Source organism: Pedobacter sp., from assembly GCF_039594775.1.
GTDB lineage: Bacteria > Bacteroidota > Bacteroidia > Sphingobacteriales > Sphingobacteriaceae > Pedobacter.
Genome location: NZ_JBCNMT010000003.1, coordinates 1 through 18,869 on the forward strand (window position 1 = coordinate 1; position 18,869 = coordinate 18,869).

General features: G+C 39.7%; 15 protein-coding genes and 1 tRNA gene. 10 read left to right on the top strand and 6 right to left on the bottom strand.

Going from position 1 to position 18,869, the window contains the following annotated elements; translation table 11 throughout:
• Positions 1–176: 176 nt before the first annotated feature.
• From ABDV71_RS09485 to ABDV71_RS09500, 4 genes are read right to left on the bottom strand one after another with little or no spacing between them, the layout of a single operon-like run.
• Positions 177–2,240 carry a helix-hairpin-helix domain-containing protein gene (locus ABDV71_RS09485; protein ID WP_343532212.1) on the bottom strand — a complete coding sequence of 688 codons (2,064 nt, stop codon included), beginning with the start codon at positions 2,238–2,240 and terminating at the stop codon, positions 177–179.
• Positions 2,230–3,033 (bottom strand): hypothetical protein, encoded by an 804-nt coding sequence (locus ABDV71_RS09490; protein ID WP_343532213.1) that lies wholly within the window; start codon positions 3,031–3,033, stop codon positions 2,230–2,232. Before ABDV71_RS09490 ends, ABDV71_RS09485 begins: the two co-directional genes overlap by 11 nt.
• Before the next feature lie 60 nt (positions 3,034–3,093).
• On the bottom strand, positions 3,094–3,813 hold the full coding sequence (locus ABDV71_RS09495) for a L,D-transpeptidase family protein (RefSeq protein WP_343532214.1): 720 nt from the start codon (positions 3,811–3,813) through the stop codon (positions 3,094–3,096).
• Positions 3,800–4,135, bottom strand: a complete 336-nt coding sequence (locus ABDV71_RS09500; RefSeq protein ID WP_343532215.1) for a MerR family transcriptional regulator — start codon at positions 4,133–4,135, stop codon at positions 3,800–3,802. The genes ABDV71_RS09495 and ABDV71_RS09500 overlap by 14 nt, the downstream gene beginning before the upstream one ends.
• Before the next feature lie 247 nt (positions 4,136–4,382).
• Between ABDV71_RS09500 and alaS the strand changes: the two genes are divergently transcribed.
• Together alaS and ABDV71_RS09510 are read left to right on the top strand one after the other, a co-directional pair.
• On the top strand, positions 4,383–7,013 hold the full coding sequence (gene alaS, locus ABDV71_RS09505; protein ID WP_343532216.1) for an alanine--tRNA ligase: 2,631 nt from the start codon (positions 4,383–4,385) through the stop codon (positions 7,011–7,013).
• Between the two features lie 37 nt (positions 7,014–7,050).
• Positions 7,051–7,629 (top strand): hypothetical protein, encoded by a 579-nt coding sequence (locus ABDV71_RS09510; RefSeq protein ID WP_343532217.1) that lies wholly within the window; start codon positions 7,051–7,053, stop codon positions 7,627–7,629.
• A gap of 168 nt (positions 7,630–7,797) precedes the next feature.
• On the opposite strand, the gene ABDV71_RS09515 is transcribed toward ABDV71_RS09510, so the two are convergent.
• A complete protein-coding gene (locus ABDV71_RS09515; protein ID WP_343532218.1) occupies positions 7,798–8,214 on the bottom strand; it encodes a hypothetical protein in 417 nt (138 codons plus the stop codon).
• A gap of 143 nt (positions 8,215–8,357) precedes the next feature.
• Here ABDV71_RS09515 and gatB point away from each other — a divergent pair, with 143 nt between their 5' ends.
• The 3 genes from gatB (at position 8,358) to ABDV71_RS09530 (ending at position 11,811) form a co-directional block, all read left to right on the top strand.
• A complete protein-coding gene (gatB, locus tag ABDV71_RS09520) occupies positions 8,358–9,824 on the top strand; it encodes an Asp-tRNA(Asn)/Glu-tRNA(Gln) amidotransferase subunit GatB (protein WP_343532219.1) in 1,467 nt (488 codons plus the stop codon).
• 84 nt (positions 9,825–9,908) lie between these two features.
• Positions 9,909–11,024 (top strand): TlpA disulfide reductase family protein, encoded by a 1,116-nt coding sequence (locus ABDV71_RS09525; RefSeq protein WP_343532220.1) that lies wholly within the window; start codon positions 9,909–9,911, stop codon positions 11,022–11,024.
• Positions 11,025–11,121: 97 nt separating this feature from the next.
• On the top strand, positions 11,122–11,811 hold the full coding sequence (locus tag ABDV71_RS09530) for a response regulator transcription factor (RefSeq protein WP_113645765.1): 690 nt from the start codon (positions 11,122–11,124) through the stop codon (positions 11,809–11,811).
• A gap of 755 nt (positions 11,812–12,566) precedes the next feature.
• Here the strand turns inward: ABDV71_RS09530 and ABDV71_RS09535 are convergent.
• Positions 12,567–13,619 carry a WYL domain-containing protein gene (locus ABDV71_RS09535; protein ID WP_343532221.1) on the bottom strand — a complete coding sequence of 351 codons (1,053 nt, stop codon included), beginning with the start codon at positions 13,617–13,619 and terminating at the stop codon, positions 12,567–12,569.
• Between the two features lie 444 nt (positions 13,620–14,063).
• On the opposite strand from ABDV71_RS09535, the gene ABDV71_RS09540 reads away from it, so the two are divergent.
• From ABDV71_RS09540 to ABDV71_RS09560, 5 genes are all read left to right on the top strand, one after another.
• Positions 14,064–14,125, top strand: a tRNA-OTHER gene (locus tag ABDV71_RS09540).
• Positions 14,126–14,498: 373 nt separating this feature from the next.
• Entirely contained in the window at positions 14,499–15,596 is a 1,098-nt protein-coding gene (locus ABDV71_RS09545; protein ID WP_343532222.1) for a slipin family protein, read from the top strand.
• Positions 15,597–15,655: 59 nt separating this feature from the next.
• The gene (locus tag ABDV71_RS09550; protein ID WP_343532223.1) at positions 15,656–17,080 is read left to right on the top strand and encodes an RtcB family protein; all 1,425 of its coding nucleotides are present in this window, start codon (positions 15,656–15,658) and stop codon (positions 17,078–17,080) included.
• A 435-nt stretch (positions 17,081–17,515) separates the two neighbouring features.
• Positions 17,516–18,109 carry a TetR/AcrR family transcriptional regulator gene (locus ABDV71_RS09555; RefSeq protein ID WP_343532224.1) on the top strand — a complete coding sequence of 198 codons (594 nt, stop codon included), beginning with the start codon at positions 17,516–17,518 and terminating at the stop codon, positions 18,107–18,109.
• A gap of 49 nt (positions 18,110–18,158) precedes the next feature.
• Entirely contained in the window at positions 18,159–18,857 is a 699-nt protein-coding gene (locus tag ABDV71_RS09560) for an SDR family NAD(P)-dependent oxidoreductase (RefSeq protein ID WP_343532225.1), read from the top strand.
• Positions 18,858–18,869: the final 12 nt, after the last annotated feature.

Here is an 18,869-nt window from a genome sequence, read left to right on the forward strand (position 1 = left end):
ATAAATTTTCGATAATAAGTATGGACGAGTGCGGCGAGGACAGTTAACGCAACTAGAATATAAAGGAGTATTCTAAATAGTTGTTGCTCTTGGAAATGGTAACCTAGTATTATTCCCAAGCCGAAAGGAAATAATAGTTTAACAAATACTATTTCCGATTTAAACGTCAATACATCTTAAAATTGATAACGTAGCTGTATTCTCATTTCCGATTTCATTTTGCCATTTATTTCATCTAGGCCCGAACCAACGGTTTCTACGTTGTCGTAATTGTATAGCGCGTATCTTCCCCAGAGGTCAACGCGTTTGGCCAATCGGTATTTTAAGTTGGCGTACCCCCTTAAACCTTTGCCATTATACAGGCCAAAGGTAAAGTTGTAAAGCACATCATCCTCATAGGCATAAATCCTGCTGTCGTACGATGCAGTGTTGAAATAAGCAACCCTGATATTTCCAGATAATCTCGAAGAAAGGGGAGAGTAGCTTACATCCTGATAGGCTAGGTAACCAAATTCCGCTTTCGCATCGCCCTTTTTAAATTGTACCACTTCTACACGGTTTTGGAAGCCGAAGGATTTGCCTAAGGCCCATTTAACTTCGGCACGGTAGTTTTCCCGCTTTACATCATCGAGATAATTGAAAGGTACCGTTAAACTGGTATTTTGTTGTTTTACTTCAGATTTATATCTTAAAATGGTCTTAAAGGTTTTGGTTGGCGAGTAAGTCACTTGTCCCAAAAACTCGTAACCGTCTGATGGGGCATCTACCCTAAACCGTAGCCAAGGAAATTTAAAATAGTCGCCATAAACCTGTATGCTCCATATTTTTGAAGGGTTAATGTTAAGGCCTGCGTAAAATCCCTTTTCGTTAAAAGCTTCACTGGCTTCGGAAGTGCCCTGATTAAAGAAGTTATGATAGTTTTTTTGATAATTACGATGCAATACTACTGCCGAAACGGTTGACGACAAACTCACCAAGGCACCATTTACGTAGGCCAATCCGGCATCTAGCGATTTGCCCAGTTCGCCAAAAAAATAGAAGTTTTTGTAGGTATAACTATAATGCGCACCCACATTAGTGAGTTCTTTGCCTGTAAAGTTATGGATGCGATATAGGCCGCTTCCTGGTACAAAGGTTCTGTTGAAAGAAGTGTGGTAAGCTACCGCTCCAATGTTTAAGGCACTGGTTCTGTATTGTAGTACGCCACCATAAACGGTTTGCTCTAAGTTGTTCTTATTGTTGATTTCGGACTGGGTTCTGTGCAGGCCGGTTTCGTTAATGGTAGAAACCACCCGCTCTCCATTTACATCGGTACTTAGGGAAGCATCTAATTTACGGTGCGACACAAATGGCGAGAAATCAATGTTCTTAGCAATGTTTACCGTCATGGCGGCCCCTCGTAAAAAAGCAAACTCATTGGCCGAAGTATAAGGACGCAGGCCTACATCGCGTTTAACCACGCCTGTAACATCGGGCGACTTGCCAAAAGCAAAGCCCGACCAAAGGGTAAGCGCCTGCCCAAACTGCATAGTGTAATCGCCAAGCACAATTTTTTTAAATCTGCCCGTATTGAGGATGGCAATGTGCCCTGACATGAAATCGGTATAGTTAGATGGAATGAAATAAGAGGCTTTTGTGGCATTCCTAAAAAGGTATTCGCCAGCATCTTTCTCAAACACTAAAGAAGCCGAAACCCGGTTGGAATAAGTGTAACGATACCTGAACAGATAGCGGTCTGGGGTACCTAAGTACCTGCTTCCGGGCAGTTCGGTATAACCTTTTGATTTTTCAATCACCCTGCCATACCTTAGGATCAGGTCGTTATTGCCGTACATTAACAGGTTTTTACCCGTGATTTTGTCTACCGTGGCCGATTGTTCCAAAGTGGCAAAAGGCAATAAACGTTGTATGGTCTGAATGTCGAATTCGGGAATGCTCTGTAGCTCCAGTAGATCAATCAGCTTGCCATTTTTCCTAATGTGCTCAAACAAATTGCTGATCTGCAAGGGCGATAGGAAAACCAATGTTTTCAGTTCCTCAGCCGTGGTATTGTTAAGGTTAATAGGGTGCTTGCGATAATAAGTTAAACGGTCCTGTAGTTCCGAAAGGTCATAATCCTCGGGCAGGTTCTCAGCAATACTTTCAATCAAATCTTTAATCAATTGATCTTCTTGTGTTTGTGCCTTGGCGGCAAAGCCAATCAGTAATACTGCAAATAGTGCTAACAATCTAAAACGCATACGACAGGCCAATTTGAGGAGTGTAACCAATTTGTGGGTGGCTTTGTACGGCCAAGTCTAAAACCAATTTCTGATAGTTGAGGCCAATACCCACGTATTGTTTAAAGGGCTTGGCACTAATGCCGCCACGTAAGCTCAATATTTCGTAAAACCGATAGTCTATGCCCACGCTTACATCAAACTTTTGGTCAAAATCTTTAGAAATGGTGGTGGCTACGATCACTTTGTCAGATGGAGTATAGGTGGCTCCCAAATGAATGACCGTAGGAATATTGGTGGCGATATTGCTTGACTTGTAGCTTTGTGAAGAAGGATTGTTGACATACAGGCCCACACCAATTTGCTTGCTTAGGGCGTAGTTTACGCCCGCATCTACCGAAAAGGTGTTGGCATCGCCATAATTACTGATCTTAATTTGGTGAAGGTTTACCTTAATGCCAATGGAAAGGGCTTCGCCAAACTTTTTGGCCAGACCTAATCCAGCTTTAATCTCATTGTATTCGCTAATGCCATAACGGTTCACGCTAAGTCCGACAAAATTGCCGTTAAAAGGCAGTACAAAAGCAAAGTTTTGTTCGCTAAGCTCGTCGCCAAAAAGGTAACGGGCATAGTTTGCCGCTGCTGTAGTAGACTTAAGTCCCGTAATGCCGGCAGGATTGGCGTTTAAGCTCCAAATGTCGTAAACGGCGGCACTGGCATTGCCCATAGCCGTTAAACGAGCGCCTTGGTTGTATTGCGACCAAGATTTGTTAACGCCCAGAAGAATAATAATAACGAGTAAAAATTTGCGCATAGGCTGTTTGGTATAGCCAATTTATGGTAAAAAATAATATCTACAAAACAATTTGTGTGGTTACTTTCTAATTTCTATCGGCGTGTCCTGAAACACCAGCTCCCTAAAATTAGCCATATCCTGATTAGAAAGGGCAATGCAGCCATTTGTCCAATCTTTTTTTCGTTTTAAACCCTTAGAGGTGCCGTGTACCATAATGTTGCTGCCCACCTGTAGGCCCTTGGCCTTGGCCCGTGCCGAATCTGCTTGGTTAGGATAGGAGATGTGAAAGGAATGAAAAGTGGTGCTGTTCCATCTTTGCCAGTCGAGCGTGTAGGTGCCCTCGGGGGTTTTACCGTCGCCCTCATATTCTTTTTGCCCCACAGGATTTGGCCCTAAAGCTATGGAATAGGATTTAACGATATTGGAATCCTTAAGAAGATACATTTTTCGCTTACTCTTTATCACCAATATTTTGCTTACCAGATGCCTTTTAATAAAGAAAGCTTCGGCATCGGCAATGGCACCTTCATAAGTGGCCTGCTTTTTATGTAGCACAGGTCCCCATTGGGGATGCAGCCTGACCATGGCCCATTTTAAGATCGTGATATAGTCTTTGGTTTTACCTACGGTATCGCTAATGTTTCTGTAGCTGAGGTATTTATCCAGGTCACTTTGCTTAATCGAGTAGTTTAACACCGCGTCTCGATAAAGCACCTGATCTTTTTGGGCATTCGATTGACAGGCGTTAAGGAAAAAAAGCGTAAAAATGGTAAACGACCAACGTTTAGATCTCGTCATTCAGTTTAAGCAAAAAGCTTTTCAAACGTTCCAACGAATCAATGATTTTTTGGTTTTCCTTGACCTCGCCACTGTTACTTTTCATGTGTTCTTTAGCGCCTTTTAGGGTAAAGCCCTTATCATCTACCAAGTGAAAAATGATCTTTAAATTGTCAATGTCCTCTGGCGTAAATAGCCTGTTTCCCTTTTTATTTTTCTTAGGTTTAAGAACGTCGAACTCCTTTTCGTAAAACCTGATCTGCGAAGCATTTACACCGAACATTTCTGTCACTTCACCCATGGTATAATACATTTTGTTGATTTCTCTTTCCTTGTACGGCATATTTACTGCTGATTACTAAATGGTTGTAGATTTTACTTAAAGTGTTCAAATGTAAACGGATTTTAGCAGAAAACCACAATAAAATTATAATTTTGTTGCTCATTAAAAATTACCACTAAGACAGAAAGAACACAGAGGGATTTGGTTATGGGTAATGGTTTATAAGTGATGAGCTGTAACACATGATGTTTGCACTTTTACAATAACCTAAAACCTAATACTTAATACCTAAAACCTATAAAAGAAAATGACAGCGAAAGAAATAAGACAGACCTTTTTAGAGTTTTTTAAAAGCAAGGGACATCATATTGTACCATCGGCACCTATTGTGGTGAAGAACGATCCAACCCTGATGTTCACTAATGCCGGAATGAACCAGTTTAAAGATTTGTTTTTGGGCGAAGCGGCCGTAAAATATCCGCGTGTGGTTGATACGCAACGCTGTTTACGTGTTTCTGGCAAGCACAATGATTTGGAAGAGGTGGGAATTGATACCTACCACCATACTATGTTCGAAATGCTGGGCAACTGGAGCTTTGGCGATTACTTTAAAAAGGAAGCCATTGCATGGAGCTGGGAATTGCTAACCGAGGTTTATAAAATTCCTAAAGACCAACTTTACGTGTCGGTTTTTGAGGGTGATGAAAAAGAAGGTTTACCTAAAGATACCGAAGCTTATGAAATTTGGAAGCAGTTTGTGCCTGAGGATCGTATCGTATTAGGTAATAAGAAAGATAATTTCTGGGAAATGGGCGATACTGGTCCATGTGGTCCTTGTTCGGAAATCCATGTAGATTGCCGCAGTGCCGAAGAGCGTAAGGATGGCAAGGGCAAATCCTTGGTAAATGCCGATCACCCGCAGGTGATTGAAATTTGGAACAACGTATTTATGCAGTTCAACCGTTTAAAAGATGGTTCGTTAAAGCCGCTTCCAAATAAGCATGTAGATACGGGAATGGGTTTTGAACGTTTGGTACGTGTGTTGCAGGGCAAAAGCTCAAACTACGATACGGATGTTTTCCAAACGCTTATCCAATACATCTCCGATAAATCTGGTTTTGAATATGTAAGTAGTGCCGAGCCTGGCCAGAAAGGCTGGAACGAGGCTGTTGCCATGCGTGTAATGGCAGATCATATCCGTGCCATTTCCTTTGTGATTGCCGACGGTCAGTTGCCATCTAACAACAAAGCGGGTTATGTGATCCGTCGTATTTTACGTAGGGCAGTGCGTTACGCTTATACTTTCCTGAACCTTAAAGAGCCTTTCTTGAACCAGTTGGTTCCGGTATTGGCCGATCAGTTTAAAGGTGTTTTTGATGAACTGTATCATCAAAAAGACTTTGTACAAAAGGTTGTTTTAGAAGAAGAGGTTTCTTTCTTGAGAACTTTGGCTACAGGAATCCAACGTTTTGAAAAATACGAGGGTGGTAAAGTGATCGATGGCAATTTCGCCTTCGAATTATACGATACTTTCGGTTTTCCTATTGATTTAACTGAATTGATGGCTAGGGAAAAAGGACTTTCTGTAGATATGCAGGGTTTTAACAAAGCCTTAGAAGAACAAAAGAACCGTTCTCGTGCCGCAACCACCATTGATACTGGCGATTGGATCATGGTAAACGAAGATAGGGAAACGGAGTTTGTAGGTTATGACCTTAGTGAGTTGGAAACCGAAATCATTAAATATCGTAAGGTAAAGGCTAAAGGCAAAGAGCAATATCAGATTGTATTGGCCCAAACTCCTTTCTATGCAGAAAGCGGTGGTCAGGTAGGCGATACCGGAAGATTGGAAGACCATAGTCGCCAGTTTTGGGTAGAGATTACTGATACCAAAAAAGAGAATGGGGTAATTGTTCATTTTACCGATACTTTACCTGCCGACCTAGAGGGCAAGTTTTGGGCGGTAATTGATGAAGAGAAACGCAAGGAAACAGAAAACAACCACTCGGCTACGCACTTGTTACACGCTGCCTTAAAGCAGGTTTTGGGTCACCATGTAAATCAAAAGGGTAGTTTGGTGAATGCCGATTACCTACGTTTCGACTTCTCACATTTTGCCAAGGTAACTGATGAGGAACTGAACAAAATTGAGGACATTGTTAACGCTAAGATCCGTGAGAACATTCCTTTGAAAGAACAAAGGAACGTACCTTATCAGGAGGCGATCGACAGCGGCGTAACGGCTTTGTTTGGTGAAAAATATGGTGATTTTGTCCGTGTAATTACTTTCGACGATCATTACTCGAAAGAGCTTTGCGGGGGTACCCACGTAAAAGCTACCGGACAGATCGGTTTCTTTAAGCTTACGGCCGAATCGGCAGTGGCGGCAGGGGTGCGTAGGATAGAGGCCATTACCGGACTTCGTTCGGCAGCCGTAATCCGCGAACATTTTGAACTGGTGAAACACTTAGGGGCTTTATTGAACAATCCTAAAGACTTTGTTTCGGCCTTAAGTAAGGTGATTGATGATAATGGAGCGCTTAAAAAGGAAATTGAGAAAAGTATTTCTGAACGTGCGGTAGCTTTAAGAACAGATCTAGAAAGCAAAATACAACATATTGATGGCGTGAATTTTATAGCCACTGTGGTAGACCTGCCAAATGCTGATGCCGTTAAAACCTTGGCCTATGCCGTAAAAGGTGCCATACAGAACTTGTTCTTGGTACTGGGGGTAGTGATTGATGGAAAACCTCAACTTACCGTAGCCATTGATGATGAACTGGTAAAAGCCAAAAATTATAACGCGGGACAAATTGTAAGGGAACTGGCTAAAGAAATCCAAGGCGGCGGCGGCGGACAGCCTTTTTACGCGACAGCAGGTGGTAAAGATGTTGCTGGAATGGACAGGGCAATTGAAAAAGCAAAGAACTTCTTGTAGTACATAACCAAATCATCTATAATTATTTTAAAAATCAATGAAGAAAAACCTATTAGCGCTTTTGCTCTTTTTTTTAGCTTGTACGTCTTTTGCGCAAGAAATCAAAGGAAACAATACAGATAGTGTAAAAAATATAGATAAGAGCATTAAAAAGAATGAAATAAAATTGAACTTATTAAACTCAATTTTAGGTTTCCCGGAAATTAATTACGAAAGAATTTTAACCGAGGAATCTTCTGTTGGGTTATCGGTAGCATTTAGTTTGGGGGAGCGTGCAAACATATTTTTGGATAATTATAAGTTTATGGCTGTGCCATACTATAGAATGTTTTTTGGTAAAAACACAAGTGGTTTTTTTATAGAGGGAAATGCCGCTGTAGTTACTTCAGACATTTATTTAAGTAAGACCACGTATAATTCAAATACGGGTATCTATACCTATGAAAGAATTGTTAATAATGAAACCAATATAGGTTTAGGGGCTGCTGTTGGACTAAAGTTTATCACTAAGAGTAATTATATTGGAGAAATTTTAGGTGGGGCTGGGAGGTTTTTTGGAGATGCGTATCATAAAGTATATCCGCGTATAGGCGTTTCCTTAGGAAAGAGGTTCTGATTTTATTTATTCTTTAGTAAAGAATTTGATCACAAAAAAGCTCCCGATTTAATCGGGAGCTTTTTTGTGATGTATACTTGTCATTTCGAACGTAGAGAGAAATCTAGCAATTTGTATTATATTATTGAGTCGTTAGATTTCTCCCTTTGGTCGAAATGACGAGGGGATTTAATCTCTATCTCTTCCTTTACCTTTATGACCTTTTTCTTTATGCCATCCTTTATGTTTGCCATTATCATGTCTGTATCTCTCTACATAACGGGTTTGGTAAACATTGTGCCTCAAATAAGGACGAGACTCATTAATTACAATTTTTCTGCCCCTGTATAAATCATAGCCCCTGTACGCTCTCGGCAACGAAGTTCTGTGCACCCATCTGCTTCCTTCATAGTATACGTAACGTCTGCTAGGCACATGGTAATAGGTACGGATATCGGGCATGTAGTAATACTCCACGTAATCGTAGCCACGAGGTCCCCAATTAGGTTGTGCACCTATATTGATATTTAAACTAACTTGAGCGTTGGCTGTGTGCAATGTTGTTGCTACTATAGCAACAGTTAACATTAGGATTAAACGTTTCATATCATTTAGTTTTATGCGTGTTGACAAAACCTATACGAATATCGTGCCATATCATATTGTTACCCATTTTACCATGTAATTGATACATATTTACCTATATTTGGAACAGCTAAAAAAGCTTTGTCGAATAGTAAAACCTATTAATGAGCACAACAACCATCGTAAAAGACATCGAAAATTTCGAGCTGGTTTCGGGTTTAGAAATCCATGTTCAGTTAAACACACAATCTAAAATATTCTGTTCAGATAGCGCTGCATTTGGTGCAGAGGCCAATGAGCATATCTCTACTGTTTCATTGGGGTTGCCAGGCGCATTGCCCAAGCTTAACAAAGAGGTCATTGAAAAAGCCATGCGGATTGGTCTAGCACTTAACTGCGAAATCAACCAATATAATTTCTTTGATCGCAAAAATTATTTCTACGCCGATCTGCCAAAAGGATACCAGATTACGCAAGATAACAGTCCCATTTGTAAAAATGGTTACCTCAATGTGCAATTGGCCGATGGAACCGAGAAACGCATCGGGATTAACCGTATCCACTTGGAAGAGGATGCAGGCAAAAGCATGCACGATCAGGATGATAATTATTCATTCGTGGATTTAAACCGTGCGGGCGTTCCCTTGATTGAAATTGTAACCGAGCCAGATGTCCGCAGTGCGGAAGAAGCATCAGCTTTGCTTAATGAAATTAGGCAATTGGTACGTTTTTTAAATGTAAGCGATGGCAATATGGAGGAAGGTTCTTTGCGCTGTGATGCCAATATCTCTATACGTGAAAAAGGCAGTGCCGCTTTTGGTACGCGTTGCGAAGTGAAAAACCTGAATTCGATCCGCAATGTGCGCAGAGCAATTGATTTTGAGTTTGGAAGACAGGTAGCTGTAGTGGGCGCAGGAGGAAAGATCATTCAAAGTACCTTGAATTTTGATGCGGATAAAGGCACTACATCTCCCATGCGCAGTAAAGAGGAAGCGAACGATTATCGTTATTTCCCAGATCCTGATCTGCCGCCGGTAGTGATTTCTAATGAATGGCTTAACCGTGTAAAGGAAGCTATGCCAACACTGCCCAAGGAAATTGCCAAACAATTAGTGGTGGAGTTGGGCATTAACCTATCTGAAGCTGCAGTATTGGCTGATGATAGAGACTTATATCAATACTACAATGAGGCCAAAAAAGACATTAAACACCAAAAAAGCTTGGTAAATTGGTTACTGGGGAGTATTAGGGCAATCCTTAATGAAAAGCAGATCGATATAGCTACTTATGCGATAAAACCAGCGCAGTTGGCACAAACCATTAATTTGGTTGATGAAAAGAAAATCTCCCAACAAAATGCTATCCAACAGTTGTTGCCCGCTTTAGAGGGTAAAGAAGTTAACGTAGAGGAGCTGGCGCAGCAACTGAATTTACTAATTGTTGAAGATGTCGATGCCATTTCGGGATTGATTGATGAAGTGTTGGCCAAATATGAAGCGCAGGTAGAGGCATACAAAAAAGGCAAGAAAGGCGTTTTAGGTTTGTTTGTAGGCGAAGTAATGAAACTTGCCAAAGGTAAGGCCGACGCCAAAAAAGTAAACGAATTGATTTTGAAAAGATTAGAGGTTTAAGCTATAGACGGAAGGTGTTTATGCTTAAGCACCGTTCAGTCTAAATACTAAGTACTAAATACTAAAATTCTAAGACCTAATTAAATGAAAAGAACAATATTAATTTTAGCGGTAGTAGTTGCAACGTTGATGGCTTGCAAGGATAAAACCAAGTTTACCATTAGCGGAAAATTGACCAACGCTGATGTAAAGAATAAGGTTTATTTGTATGGAATGGCAAGCAATAACATGGTGCTGTTGGATTCGACCAACCTATCGCAAGATGGTGAGTTTAAATTTACCAACACCAAGCCAGAAGCTGATTTCTTTAGAGTTAACTACCTCACTAACGAATATATTGTAATTGCCAAAAATGGTGATCAAGTGAAAGTTACCGCCGATGTAAACGATAAAAGTCAACATTATACCATTGATGGTGCCGAAGATGCTGCAAAACTAGCTGAGTTTAATGAGATGAAAATCAAATTTCAGCAAAAGATCTTTGAGGTGAGCAAGCAGTTTGAAGAGAAAGTAGCCGCCGATCCAAGCAAAAGAGATGAGCTTTTGCAACAACTATCGCCAGTGTACAACAATGCGATGAATGAGCTTAATCAGGCGATCATTAAGTTTGCTATGGACAATAACAAATCTTTGGTGAGCTTTTATGCCATTAGCTTGGTTAATCCGGTAGGAAATGAAAAGGCCATGGTTGATTATGCAGAAAAGGTAGACGCTAGTTTAAAAGGGCATTCGGCCGTGAAAAACTTCATCGACAAGGTGTCTAGATTAAAGGCCGTACAAATAGGGGCAACAGCTCCAGATTTCTCTATCCAAAGTATTGATGGAAAAACAATTAAACTGGCCGATTATCGTGGTAAATATGTGCTGTTAGATTTCTGGGCTTCGTGGTGTGGACCATGCAGAGCCGAAAATCCTAACGTAGTAAAGGCTTACCAAACCTACAAGAACAGAAATTTTACAGTTTTGGGTATCTCTTTAGATAAAGATAAAAATGCTTGGGCACAAGCCGTTAAACAAGATAATTTAGCATGGGACCAAGCAGGAGAATTGAGTGATTTTGAGGGAGCTACCGTAAGACTTTATCAGGTTGAGGCTATCCCTAGCTCATTTTTGCTTGACCCACAGGGGAAAATCATCGCACGTGACCTAAGAGGTGAAGAATTGGAAGTTTTTTTAAACAAAACCTTACCTAAACTCTAATTCTATGTTAATATATAGAGTAGTCTTAACAATTTGTTAACTTCACCTTAACTAAATATTGCAATTGTCTACTTACTTTCGTAACAAATAAAAAGCAATGAGTACAGCTAAACAGAAGATATTAATTGTTGACGACGAACCGGATATCTTGGAACTGATTGAGTATAACCTCAAAAAGGAAGGTTACCAAGTGTTTTTGGCCAGTAATGGACAGGACGGAATCAATGTTGCGAAGAAGGTTCAGCCAGACTTGATCATCTTAGATATTATGATGCCTAAGATGGATGGGATCGAAGCCTGTCGCTTAATGAGGGCTATTCCTGAGTTTAAAAATACCTTTATGGTGTTTTTAACCGCAAGGAGCGAAGAATACTCGGAGATTGCGGGTTTCAACGTAGGTGCCGATGATTATATTGCCAAGCCTATTAAGCCTAGAGCTTTAGTAAGTCGCATTAACGCGATTTTGCGTCGTAACGCAAGTAACGATGAAGTTTCTGAAAACAAATTGGAAATTGGCGATTTGGTAATCGATCGCGAATCTTACTTGGTTTACCAAAATGGCGAAAAAGTGGTTTTGGCCAAAAAGGAATTTGAGCTGCTTTATTTATTGGCTTCAAAACCTGGAAAGGTTTACACCCGCGAAGCGATATTGAAAAACATCTGGGAAGATTCGGTAGTGGTTACCAATAGAACCATTGATGTGCACATCAGGAAACTGAGAGAGAAATTGGGCGAAAACTATGTTTCCACCGTAAAAGGAGTAGGATATAAGTTTGAGTTGTCTTAAGATATAAAGCCCCGAGCAATCGGGGCTTTTTTGTTCTTTTCGTCATTTCGACCTTGTGGAGAACCAAAGTTCAACGGAGTTAAATCTTTCAATGTGTATTGTCTTTAATCCCATACGTCATTTCGACCTTGTGGAGAAATCTTTGGATATGCTTATAAGATTAGTAGTACCTAGAGATTCTTCGCTGCGCTCTGAATGACAAGGTGTGCTCTGAATGACAAAGAATGCTTTGAATGGCAGGGTGTATTTTGGATGGCAAATTTGTGATCATTTCGGTCCTGTGGAGAACCAAAGCTCAACGGAGTTAAAATCTTTCAATGTGTATTGTTTTTAAATCCATGCGTCATTTCGACCTTGCGGAGAAATCTTTGAATGTGCTTATAAAGTAGGCTAAGAGATTCTTCGCTGCGCTCTGAATGACAAGGTGTGCTCTGAATGACAAGGTGTGCTCTGAATGACAAAGAATGCTCTGAATGACAGGGTGTGTTCTGGATGAGAAAATTTGTAATCATTTCGGTCCTGTGGAGAACCAAAGCTTAACGGAGTTAAATCTTTCAATGTATATTGTCTTTAATCCCATGCGTCATTTCGACCTTTTGGAGAAATCTTTGGATGTGCTTATAAATTGCCTAGAGATTCTTCGCTGCGCTCTGAATGACAGGATACGTTATGAATGTAAGGTGTGTTCTGGATAGCAAGGTATGCTTTGAATGACAAGGCACGCTTTAAATGATAGAAAGAAAAACCTGTACTATTTACAATGCTAAAGCCTGTTGTTCCCCTTTGTTCTTTTCTGCGGTTTCGTATAAACCGGCCGCTGCTGCTATCCTTCGTTTAATGCGTTGCGCTAATATCCTTGGACCTAGTACTTTTACACATTCACCAAACCCTAAAATTTCCCGTTCCAGTTCATAATTCAATACCACGTCAATTCTAAATACGGTAGTTTTTTCCTTTTCTGCAATCAGCTCTTGGGTATGATGCAAGGGTTTGGTAATTACATAAGGAGCATTTCGGTTATCGAATTCTAAAATTACCTTATGTGGTCTGTCGTTGCTATTTTTGGTAACTCCTATTAAATCGCTATAGTAGCGTTCAAAATCAATGCCCTCATGTAATACAAAGGGTTCGTTAGGTAGTTCTTGAAATTCAATGATACGGTCTAAAGCCAAATTCAATAGTGAACCACCCTTTTTTGTTCGTACAATAACAAACCACCTATTTCGATATTCTTTTAATAGGTATGGATAGTAGATGGCATTTTTAGATTGCTGCGCCTTGAAGGATTTGTACTCAATGAGCAATGCCGATTTATTTAGGATAGCCTGATATAACTTGGGAATGTATTCCATCCCTTTCAATTGGTTATTGCTTTCCAGTTGAATGTAATTTCCACCTTCGTGGGTTGATTTATAGAGGTTGTTCTCCAAGCGAGCAATCATATCACTCATCTCATCAAAGTAATTAAAAGCATTAAACTGCTTTAAAACACCTACAATTTCCTTCATCTTATCTACATCGGCATTGTTAATGGGAGCTTTAGTGATGCTATAGTTGGCGTCTTCGTATACATAAAATCGTTTGTCCTTTACTATAATTGGAGCATTGTAGCCCAGCTTATCACTGCGCATCAGTTGGATATCAGCTTGTATGGTACGTTTGCTTACGCCAGAGGTAATTCCCTCTAGTTCATACAATGTTTCGGATACTTTCTCTATAAGATCTTCCAAAGTCCATTTCTTGTATCGGTTTCTTAAACAATCGTCGATGGTTTTGTACCTGATTAATGCCAGCTTGTTAATTGCCATTTGGTCAATTTTTGTGAAAGGTTGAATAAACTTGCTGATAAAGCTAGTGGAAAATATTGGAAAGAGGATGCTTCTGCGCAATGTATTTGCGTAATTGATGGTTTTTAACAGATTTTTAAACTATTTAATAAAATTATATATCTGTATATCAGTGTAGTGTGTTGTTTGGTGTAAATATTTTTTTAATGCGCAAATATACTGCGCAGTGGTGCTGGCATCTTTGTAATGTCGCCAGTCGATAAAAGTACTTTGATTAATTTCATCATAATATAAAGATATTCCGACCACAAGTCGGAATGGCAATGCTAAATTAGATTTATCCTATGTTGAGGGTTTCCGTATAGCCCCAAAGTGTCCAAGTTTTAACGAGGGATATGCTGATAAATGTAATGATAGGTTGTCTTACACGTTGTGTGTCGTGGGTTCGAATCCCACTTCCAGTAAAATGGAATAGCTCAGTTTGGTAGAGCAACAACCATAATTGCAGGTTCGAATCCTGCTTCCAAACCACAATTTGGAATCGCATAAGGGTAGTGCAATGGACTGTTAATCCATCTGAAAAGAAGAGATACTTCAAATTTCTCAAAAAAACTAGCGTTGTAAAACCACGTTTGGCTAATGGTAATTAAAAACCAGCAGGCAATTTGTGTTTTGCTCAGTAGGTGCCCAATAAGTAAGTCATGATTTTTAAGTCAAGCCTTTTGGTGAATGGTTCGCTCTGCCTATGGAAATTATCCCATCATCTAAAACCGATCAACTGGCCTCACTTTTAAACAAACTTATGGATTTGGTACTTCCGCAAAAAGACAAATAAATGTGCGGTTACAACGCTTTTAAAAGCTAATAATCAATAGAAAATAAATTTTAACATCAAAAAACATGAAAAGAGTAACCATTAACACCAATAATGTTGGATTGGTGTTTAAAAGAGGAAAATTAGAAAAAGTATTAACGACAGGTGCACACTGGATTGGTTTCAGTGAAAATGTAACGGTTTATGATATGGGCAAGGAGTATCATTATACTTCGGCAGAATTAGATATTTTATTGCAGCATGCGGACTTTGTGAATTTGATTCACTTGGTAACCGTAGCCGATAATGAATTGGTATTGACTTATCAGAATAAAAACTTTAAAGGCATCATGAATGCTGGACGACATGCGATCTGGAAAGGTTTGTCCGAATTCAATTTTGTGAGGGTAAATACCAGTAACGTTGATATTGACGAAACCATTGACAGAAACTTGTTAGAAAAGATGCCTTTGTTGAACTACATCAGGGCCTATAGAATTGAGTCGTTCGAAAGAGGCTTGTTGTTTATCGATGGTAAATTCAATAAAGTATTGGAGGCTGGAAGTTATACCTATTGGAAAAATAGCACCACCATTCAAGTTTACAAAGCTGATATGAGGCAATTGAGCATGGAAATCAGTGGTCAGGAAATTTTAACCAAAGACAAAGCTCAATTGAGGGTAAACTTCAATATCCAATACAAAATTGAGGATATCGAAAAAGCTTTGTTAGACAACAAAGAATTTGATAAACAATTATACGTCACCATGCAATTGGCCTTAAGAGAGTTTATTGGCTTAATGACTTTAGACGAGTTGATGGAAAGCAAAGAGAAAGTTGCCGAAACGGTAATGGACTTGGCCGCTGGTAAAGTTGCTGATTTGGGCGTGAAATTGATCAACAGTGGTGTGAAGGACATTATTTTACCTGGCGATGTGAAAGAAATCATGAACCAAGTATTAGTGGCCGAAAAAAGAGCGCAAGCGAATATCATCACAAGGAGAGAAGAAACGGCCTCAACCAGAAGCTTGTTGAATACCGCAAAATTGATGGAAGAAAACACGATGTTGTACAAATTGAAGGAGATGGAATATGTAGAGAAGATTGCGGAAAAAATCAACAACATCAGTTTATCTGGCAGCGGACAAATTGTAGATCAATTGAAACAAATTTTTGTGAAATAAATTAAATTTAGACGCCCTCGGCAAGTGAACGATGCTTGTCGAGGTTTGAATAGGAAACAATGAAAACAAATATTACTGGAAATGACCTTTTAAAAATCGGTTATTCCGAAGACAAAATATTAGGCTTGGCTTTGAATATTATAGCTGAGCATTTTAGTGAAGTTACAGCGGCAGAGCTTTTGGCCTTGTTTAAAAAAATAAAAGATTACCCAGAAAGTTTTTTGGACGATTCTGTGTTGGCAAGCTTGGCAAAAGCCATGATTGAAGAAGCGCAGCCTAAAGAAATTGATACGATTGCATTGGTAGAAAATGCCAAAACGTACGCGATATTTGGTGAAAACTACATCGAAGATGGGGCAAGAAACCAAATGGATATCGCCATGCAATTGCCGGTAACCGAAGCTGGCGCTTTAATGCCAGATGCCCATCAAGGTTATGGTTTGCCTATTGGTGGGGTATTGGCGACCAACAATGCCATTATTCCTTATGGTGTAGGAGTGGACATTGGTTGTAGAATGGCGCTAAGCATTTTCGATATTCCAGAAAAGCATTATTTTGGGAAAGATGCCATGTATAAGCGGGAACTGATTGCCTTCACCAAGTTTGGTGCAGGAAAAGAATACAGATCTTTAGAAAGAGCCGATCATGAAGTGTTGGAGAATGAAGCATTTAATTCAACGCCCTTCTTGAAGAATTTGCATGGCAAAGCTTGGGCACAATTAGGAACATCTGGAGGTGGTAACCATTTTGTAGAATGGGGGATTATTGAATTTGCCGAGCGAGATGAGGTGTTGAATATTGATAAAGGACGATATGTAGCCTTGTTAACACACTCTGGCTCCAGAGGTTTGGGTGCAACCATTGCTAGCCACTATACCAAATTGGCAAAAGAAATTTGTAAGTTGCCTAAAGAAGCGGCAAACTTGGCTTATTTAGATTTAAACTCTCCAGAAGGTCAAGAATATTGGATTGCAATGAACCTGGCAGGCGATTATGCTTCTGCTTGTCATGAGGTGATTCATAAGAGATTGACTAAAGCCATCGGGGCTAAAGTGCTGGCCAAAGTAGAAAATCATCATAATTTTGCTTGGAAAGAAATCTTAAATGGCGAAGAGGTAATTGTCCATAGGAAAGGGGCAACACCTGCAGGCAAAGGGGTGATGGGGATTATTCCAGGCAGTATGACCGCCCCAGGTTTTTTGGTGAGGGGAAAAGGGGAAACTTCATCTATTAACTCGGCTTCGCACGGCGCAGGGCGGTTAATGAGCCGTACCAAGGCCATTCAAAGCATTACACGTTCAGAAATGAAGGCAATTTTAAAGGACCATGGCGTAACCTTGATTGGCGCTGGATTGGATGAAGCACCTATGGCTTATAAAGACATCCACCAAGTGATGGCGGCACAAACCGATTTAGTAGATGTTGTTGCCAAGTTTGAACCTAAAATGGTGAGAATGGCTGATGACGGTAGTCGAGAAGACTAGTTTAGAAACTTAAATTTAACGTTAGTTCTGATAAGCATTTTGCGATTTTTCGTTATCTCTAGCCTTAGCAAATCCTCTTCGTTCAACTAAAATCGGCCTTGGCCTGTTCGGGATGCACAAATTGGCCTTGCTTGTTCCTTTAGCAGAACAGGGCGCAGCCGTGGATTTTTTTGCATACTTTTTTCATCTATAGGAAAAAAGTTTGTCCGCGAAGCGACAGAACTGTAAAGAGTAGCAGAGAGCTGATGTCTTAGTCTAAAAGTCTGATTGTGATGCATATAAAGTATTTTATTAAACAGATTATCATAGCCAAGAATACTAAGTGTTATTGATTGGGGATTGCTCCATAAAAGTAATCCCAATCTCATTTTGTAAATATGTTAATATACCGATTGGTATATTTTGTACGTTTGTTACGTTAAATGATAAAACAATATGAGTAAAGCCGAGAAAACAAAGCAATTGATTATTGAAAAAACAGCCGATGTTTTTAATAGAAAGGGCTATGCGGCAACCTCTCTATCAGATATTACCAAAATTACTGGACTTACCAAAGGGAGTATATACGGCAACTTTGATGACAAAGAAGAAGTAGTTGTTGCTGCTTTTAAGTTTAATGCCGAGCGTTTGAGAGATAGTATGAATGCCGCCATTTCGAAAGAGGACACTGCTTACGGGCAATTGATGGCTATGCTTAACTTTTATAAAACTACTTGGGAAAAAGCGGCATCACAAGGTGGCTGTCCCATGTTAAATGCAGCAACGGAAGCAGATGATCATTTGTTATTTCTGCAAGATACTGTTAAGGAAAACTTTATTGCTTGGCAAAAAAAGGTATCAACCATTATAGAGAAAGGAAAAGCGGAAGGTAGTTTTAAGGCTGGCTTGCAAACCGAGACATATGCCTACACCTTCATCATGCTTATAGAAGGTGGCATATTGCTATCTCGTACACTTAATCAAATCACACATTTAAATACGGCGCTAGATCGCGTAAAATTGATCATAGACCAAGAAATTATCAATTAAATTTTTTTAACCTAAAATATACCGATTGGTATATTAAATTTTAAATATCATGAGAGTAGAAAATAACAAAGTTTTTATTTCGGGAGCAACTTCAGGAATAGGATTGGCCATAGCCCGTAAACTTCACGCTTTAGGCAATCAAATTTTGGTGAATGGAAGAGATAAGAATAAACTGAATGAAACTATTAATGAACTGAAAGGTAGCATTGCCATACAAGCTGACTTAAGCTTGGAGGAAGAACGTTTAAGGGTAGTAAAACTTATCCAAGAGGAGCATCCAGATTTAAATTGGGTCATTAATAACGCAGGTTTAGCTTATAGCCATTCTTTACAAAATGAAGGAAACGCTTTTGAGCTGGCGAAAAATGAGATCAACCTTAACTATTTGAGCATTGTACATTTTACAGAGCTGTTATTACCTCAGCTTTTGAGTATTGAGAATAGCGCTATTGTTAATGTAACCAGTATTGCGGCGTTTAGGGGACATGCCAGTATTCCAACCTATTCGGCCAGTAAAGCGGCTTTACAGAACTACACCAACGTACTTCGTGATAGTTTAGCTGAGCAGGAAAATGTTCATGTTTTTGAGTTGATTCCACCTTTGGTAAATACGCCATTTTCCAAAGAGATAGGTGGTGAGCAGCATGGAATTCCACCAGAAGAGGTTGCTGATGAGCTTTTGACTGCCCTGAGCTTAGATCAGTATCAGGTACCTGTAGGCATGACCAAACAGTTTTTTCAATCGTAATCATAGTAGTTG

What these genes read in the sequence shown, in the direction of transcription:
- ABDV71_RS09500 (WP_343532215.1), bottom strand. Translation starts at nt 4,135, where the DNA reads ATGCCGTACAAGGAAAGAGAAATCAACAAAATGTATTATACCATGGGT.
- ABDV71_RS09490 (WP_343532213.1), bottom strand. Translation starts at nt 3,033, where the DNA reads ATGCGCAAATTTTTACTCGTTATTATTATTCTTCTGGGCGTTAACAAA.
- ABDV71_RS09555 (WP_343532224.1), top strand. Translation starts at nt 17,516, where the DNA reads ATGAGTAAAGCCGAGAAAACAAAGCAATTGATTATTGAAAAAACAGCC.
- ABDV71_RS09485 (WP_343532212.1), bottom strand. Translation starts at nt 2,240, where the DNA reads ATGCGTTTTAGATTGTTAGCACTATTTGCAGTATTACTGATTGGCTTT.
- alaS (WP_343532216.1), top strand. Translation starts at nt 4,383, where the DNA reads ATGACAGCGAAAGAAATAAGACAGACCTTTTTAGAGTTTTTTAAAAGC.
- ABDV71_RS09510 (WP_343532217.1), top strand. Translation starts at nt 7,051, where the DNA reads ATGAAGAAAAACCTATTAGCGCTTTTGCTCTTTTTTTTAGCTTGTACG.
- ABDV71_RS09495 (WP_343532214.1), bottom strand. Translation starts at nt 3,813, where the DNA reads ATGACGAGATCTAAACGTTGGTCGTTTACCATTTTTACGCTTTTTTTC.
- ABDV71_RS09535 (WP_343532221.1), bottom strand. Translation starts at nt 13,619, where the DNA reads ATGGCAATTAACAAGCTGGCATTAATCAGGTACAAAACCATCGACGAT.
- ABDV71_RS09515 (WP_343532218.1), bottom strand. Translation starts at nt 8,214, where the DNA reads ATGAAACGTTTAATCCTAATGTTAACTGTTGCTATAGTAGCAACAACA.
- ABDV71_RS09545 (WP_343532222.1), top strand. Translation starts at nt 14,499, where the DNA reads ATGAAAAGAGTAACCATTAACACCAATAATGTTGGATTGGTGTTTAAA.
- gatB (WP_343532219.1), top strand. Translation starts at nt 8,358, where the DNA reads ATGAGCACAACAACCATCGTAAAAGACATCGAAAATTTCGAGCTGGTT.
- ABDV71_RS09525 (WP_343532220.1), top strand. Translation starts at nt 9,909, where the DNA reads ATGAAAAGAACAATATTAATTTTAGCGGTAGTAGTTGCAACGTTGATG.
- ABDV71_RS09560 (WP_343532225.1), top strand. Translation starts at nt 18,159, where the DNA reads ATGAGAGTAGAAAATAACAAAGTTTTTATTTCGGGAGCAACTTCAGGA.
- ABDV71_RS09550 (WP_343532223.1), top strand. Translation starts at nt 15,656, where the DNA reads ATGAAAACAAATATTACTGGAAATGACCTTTTAAAAATCGGTTATTCC.
- ABDV71_RS09530 (WP_113645765.1), top strand. Translation starts at nt 11,122, where the DNA reads ATGAGTACAGCTAAACAGAAGATATTAATTGTTGACGACGAACCGGAT.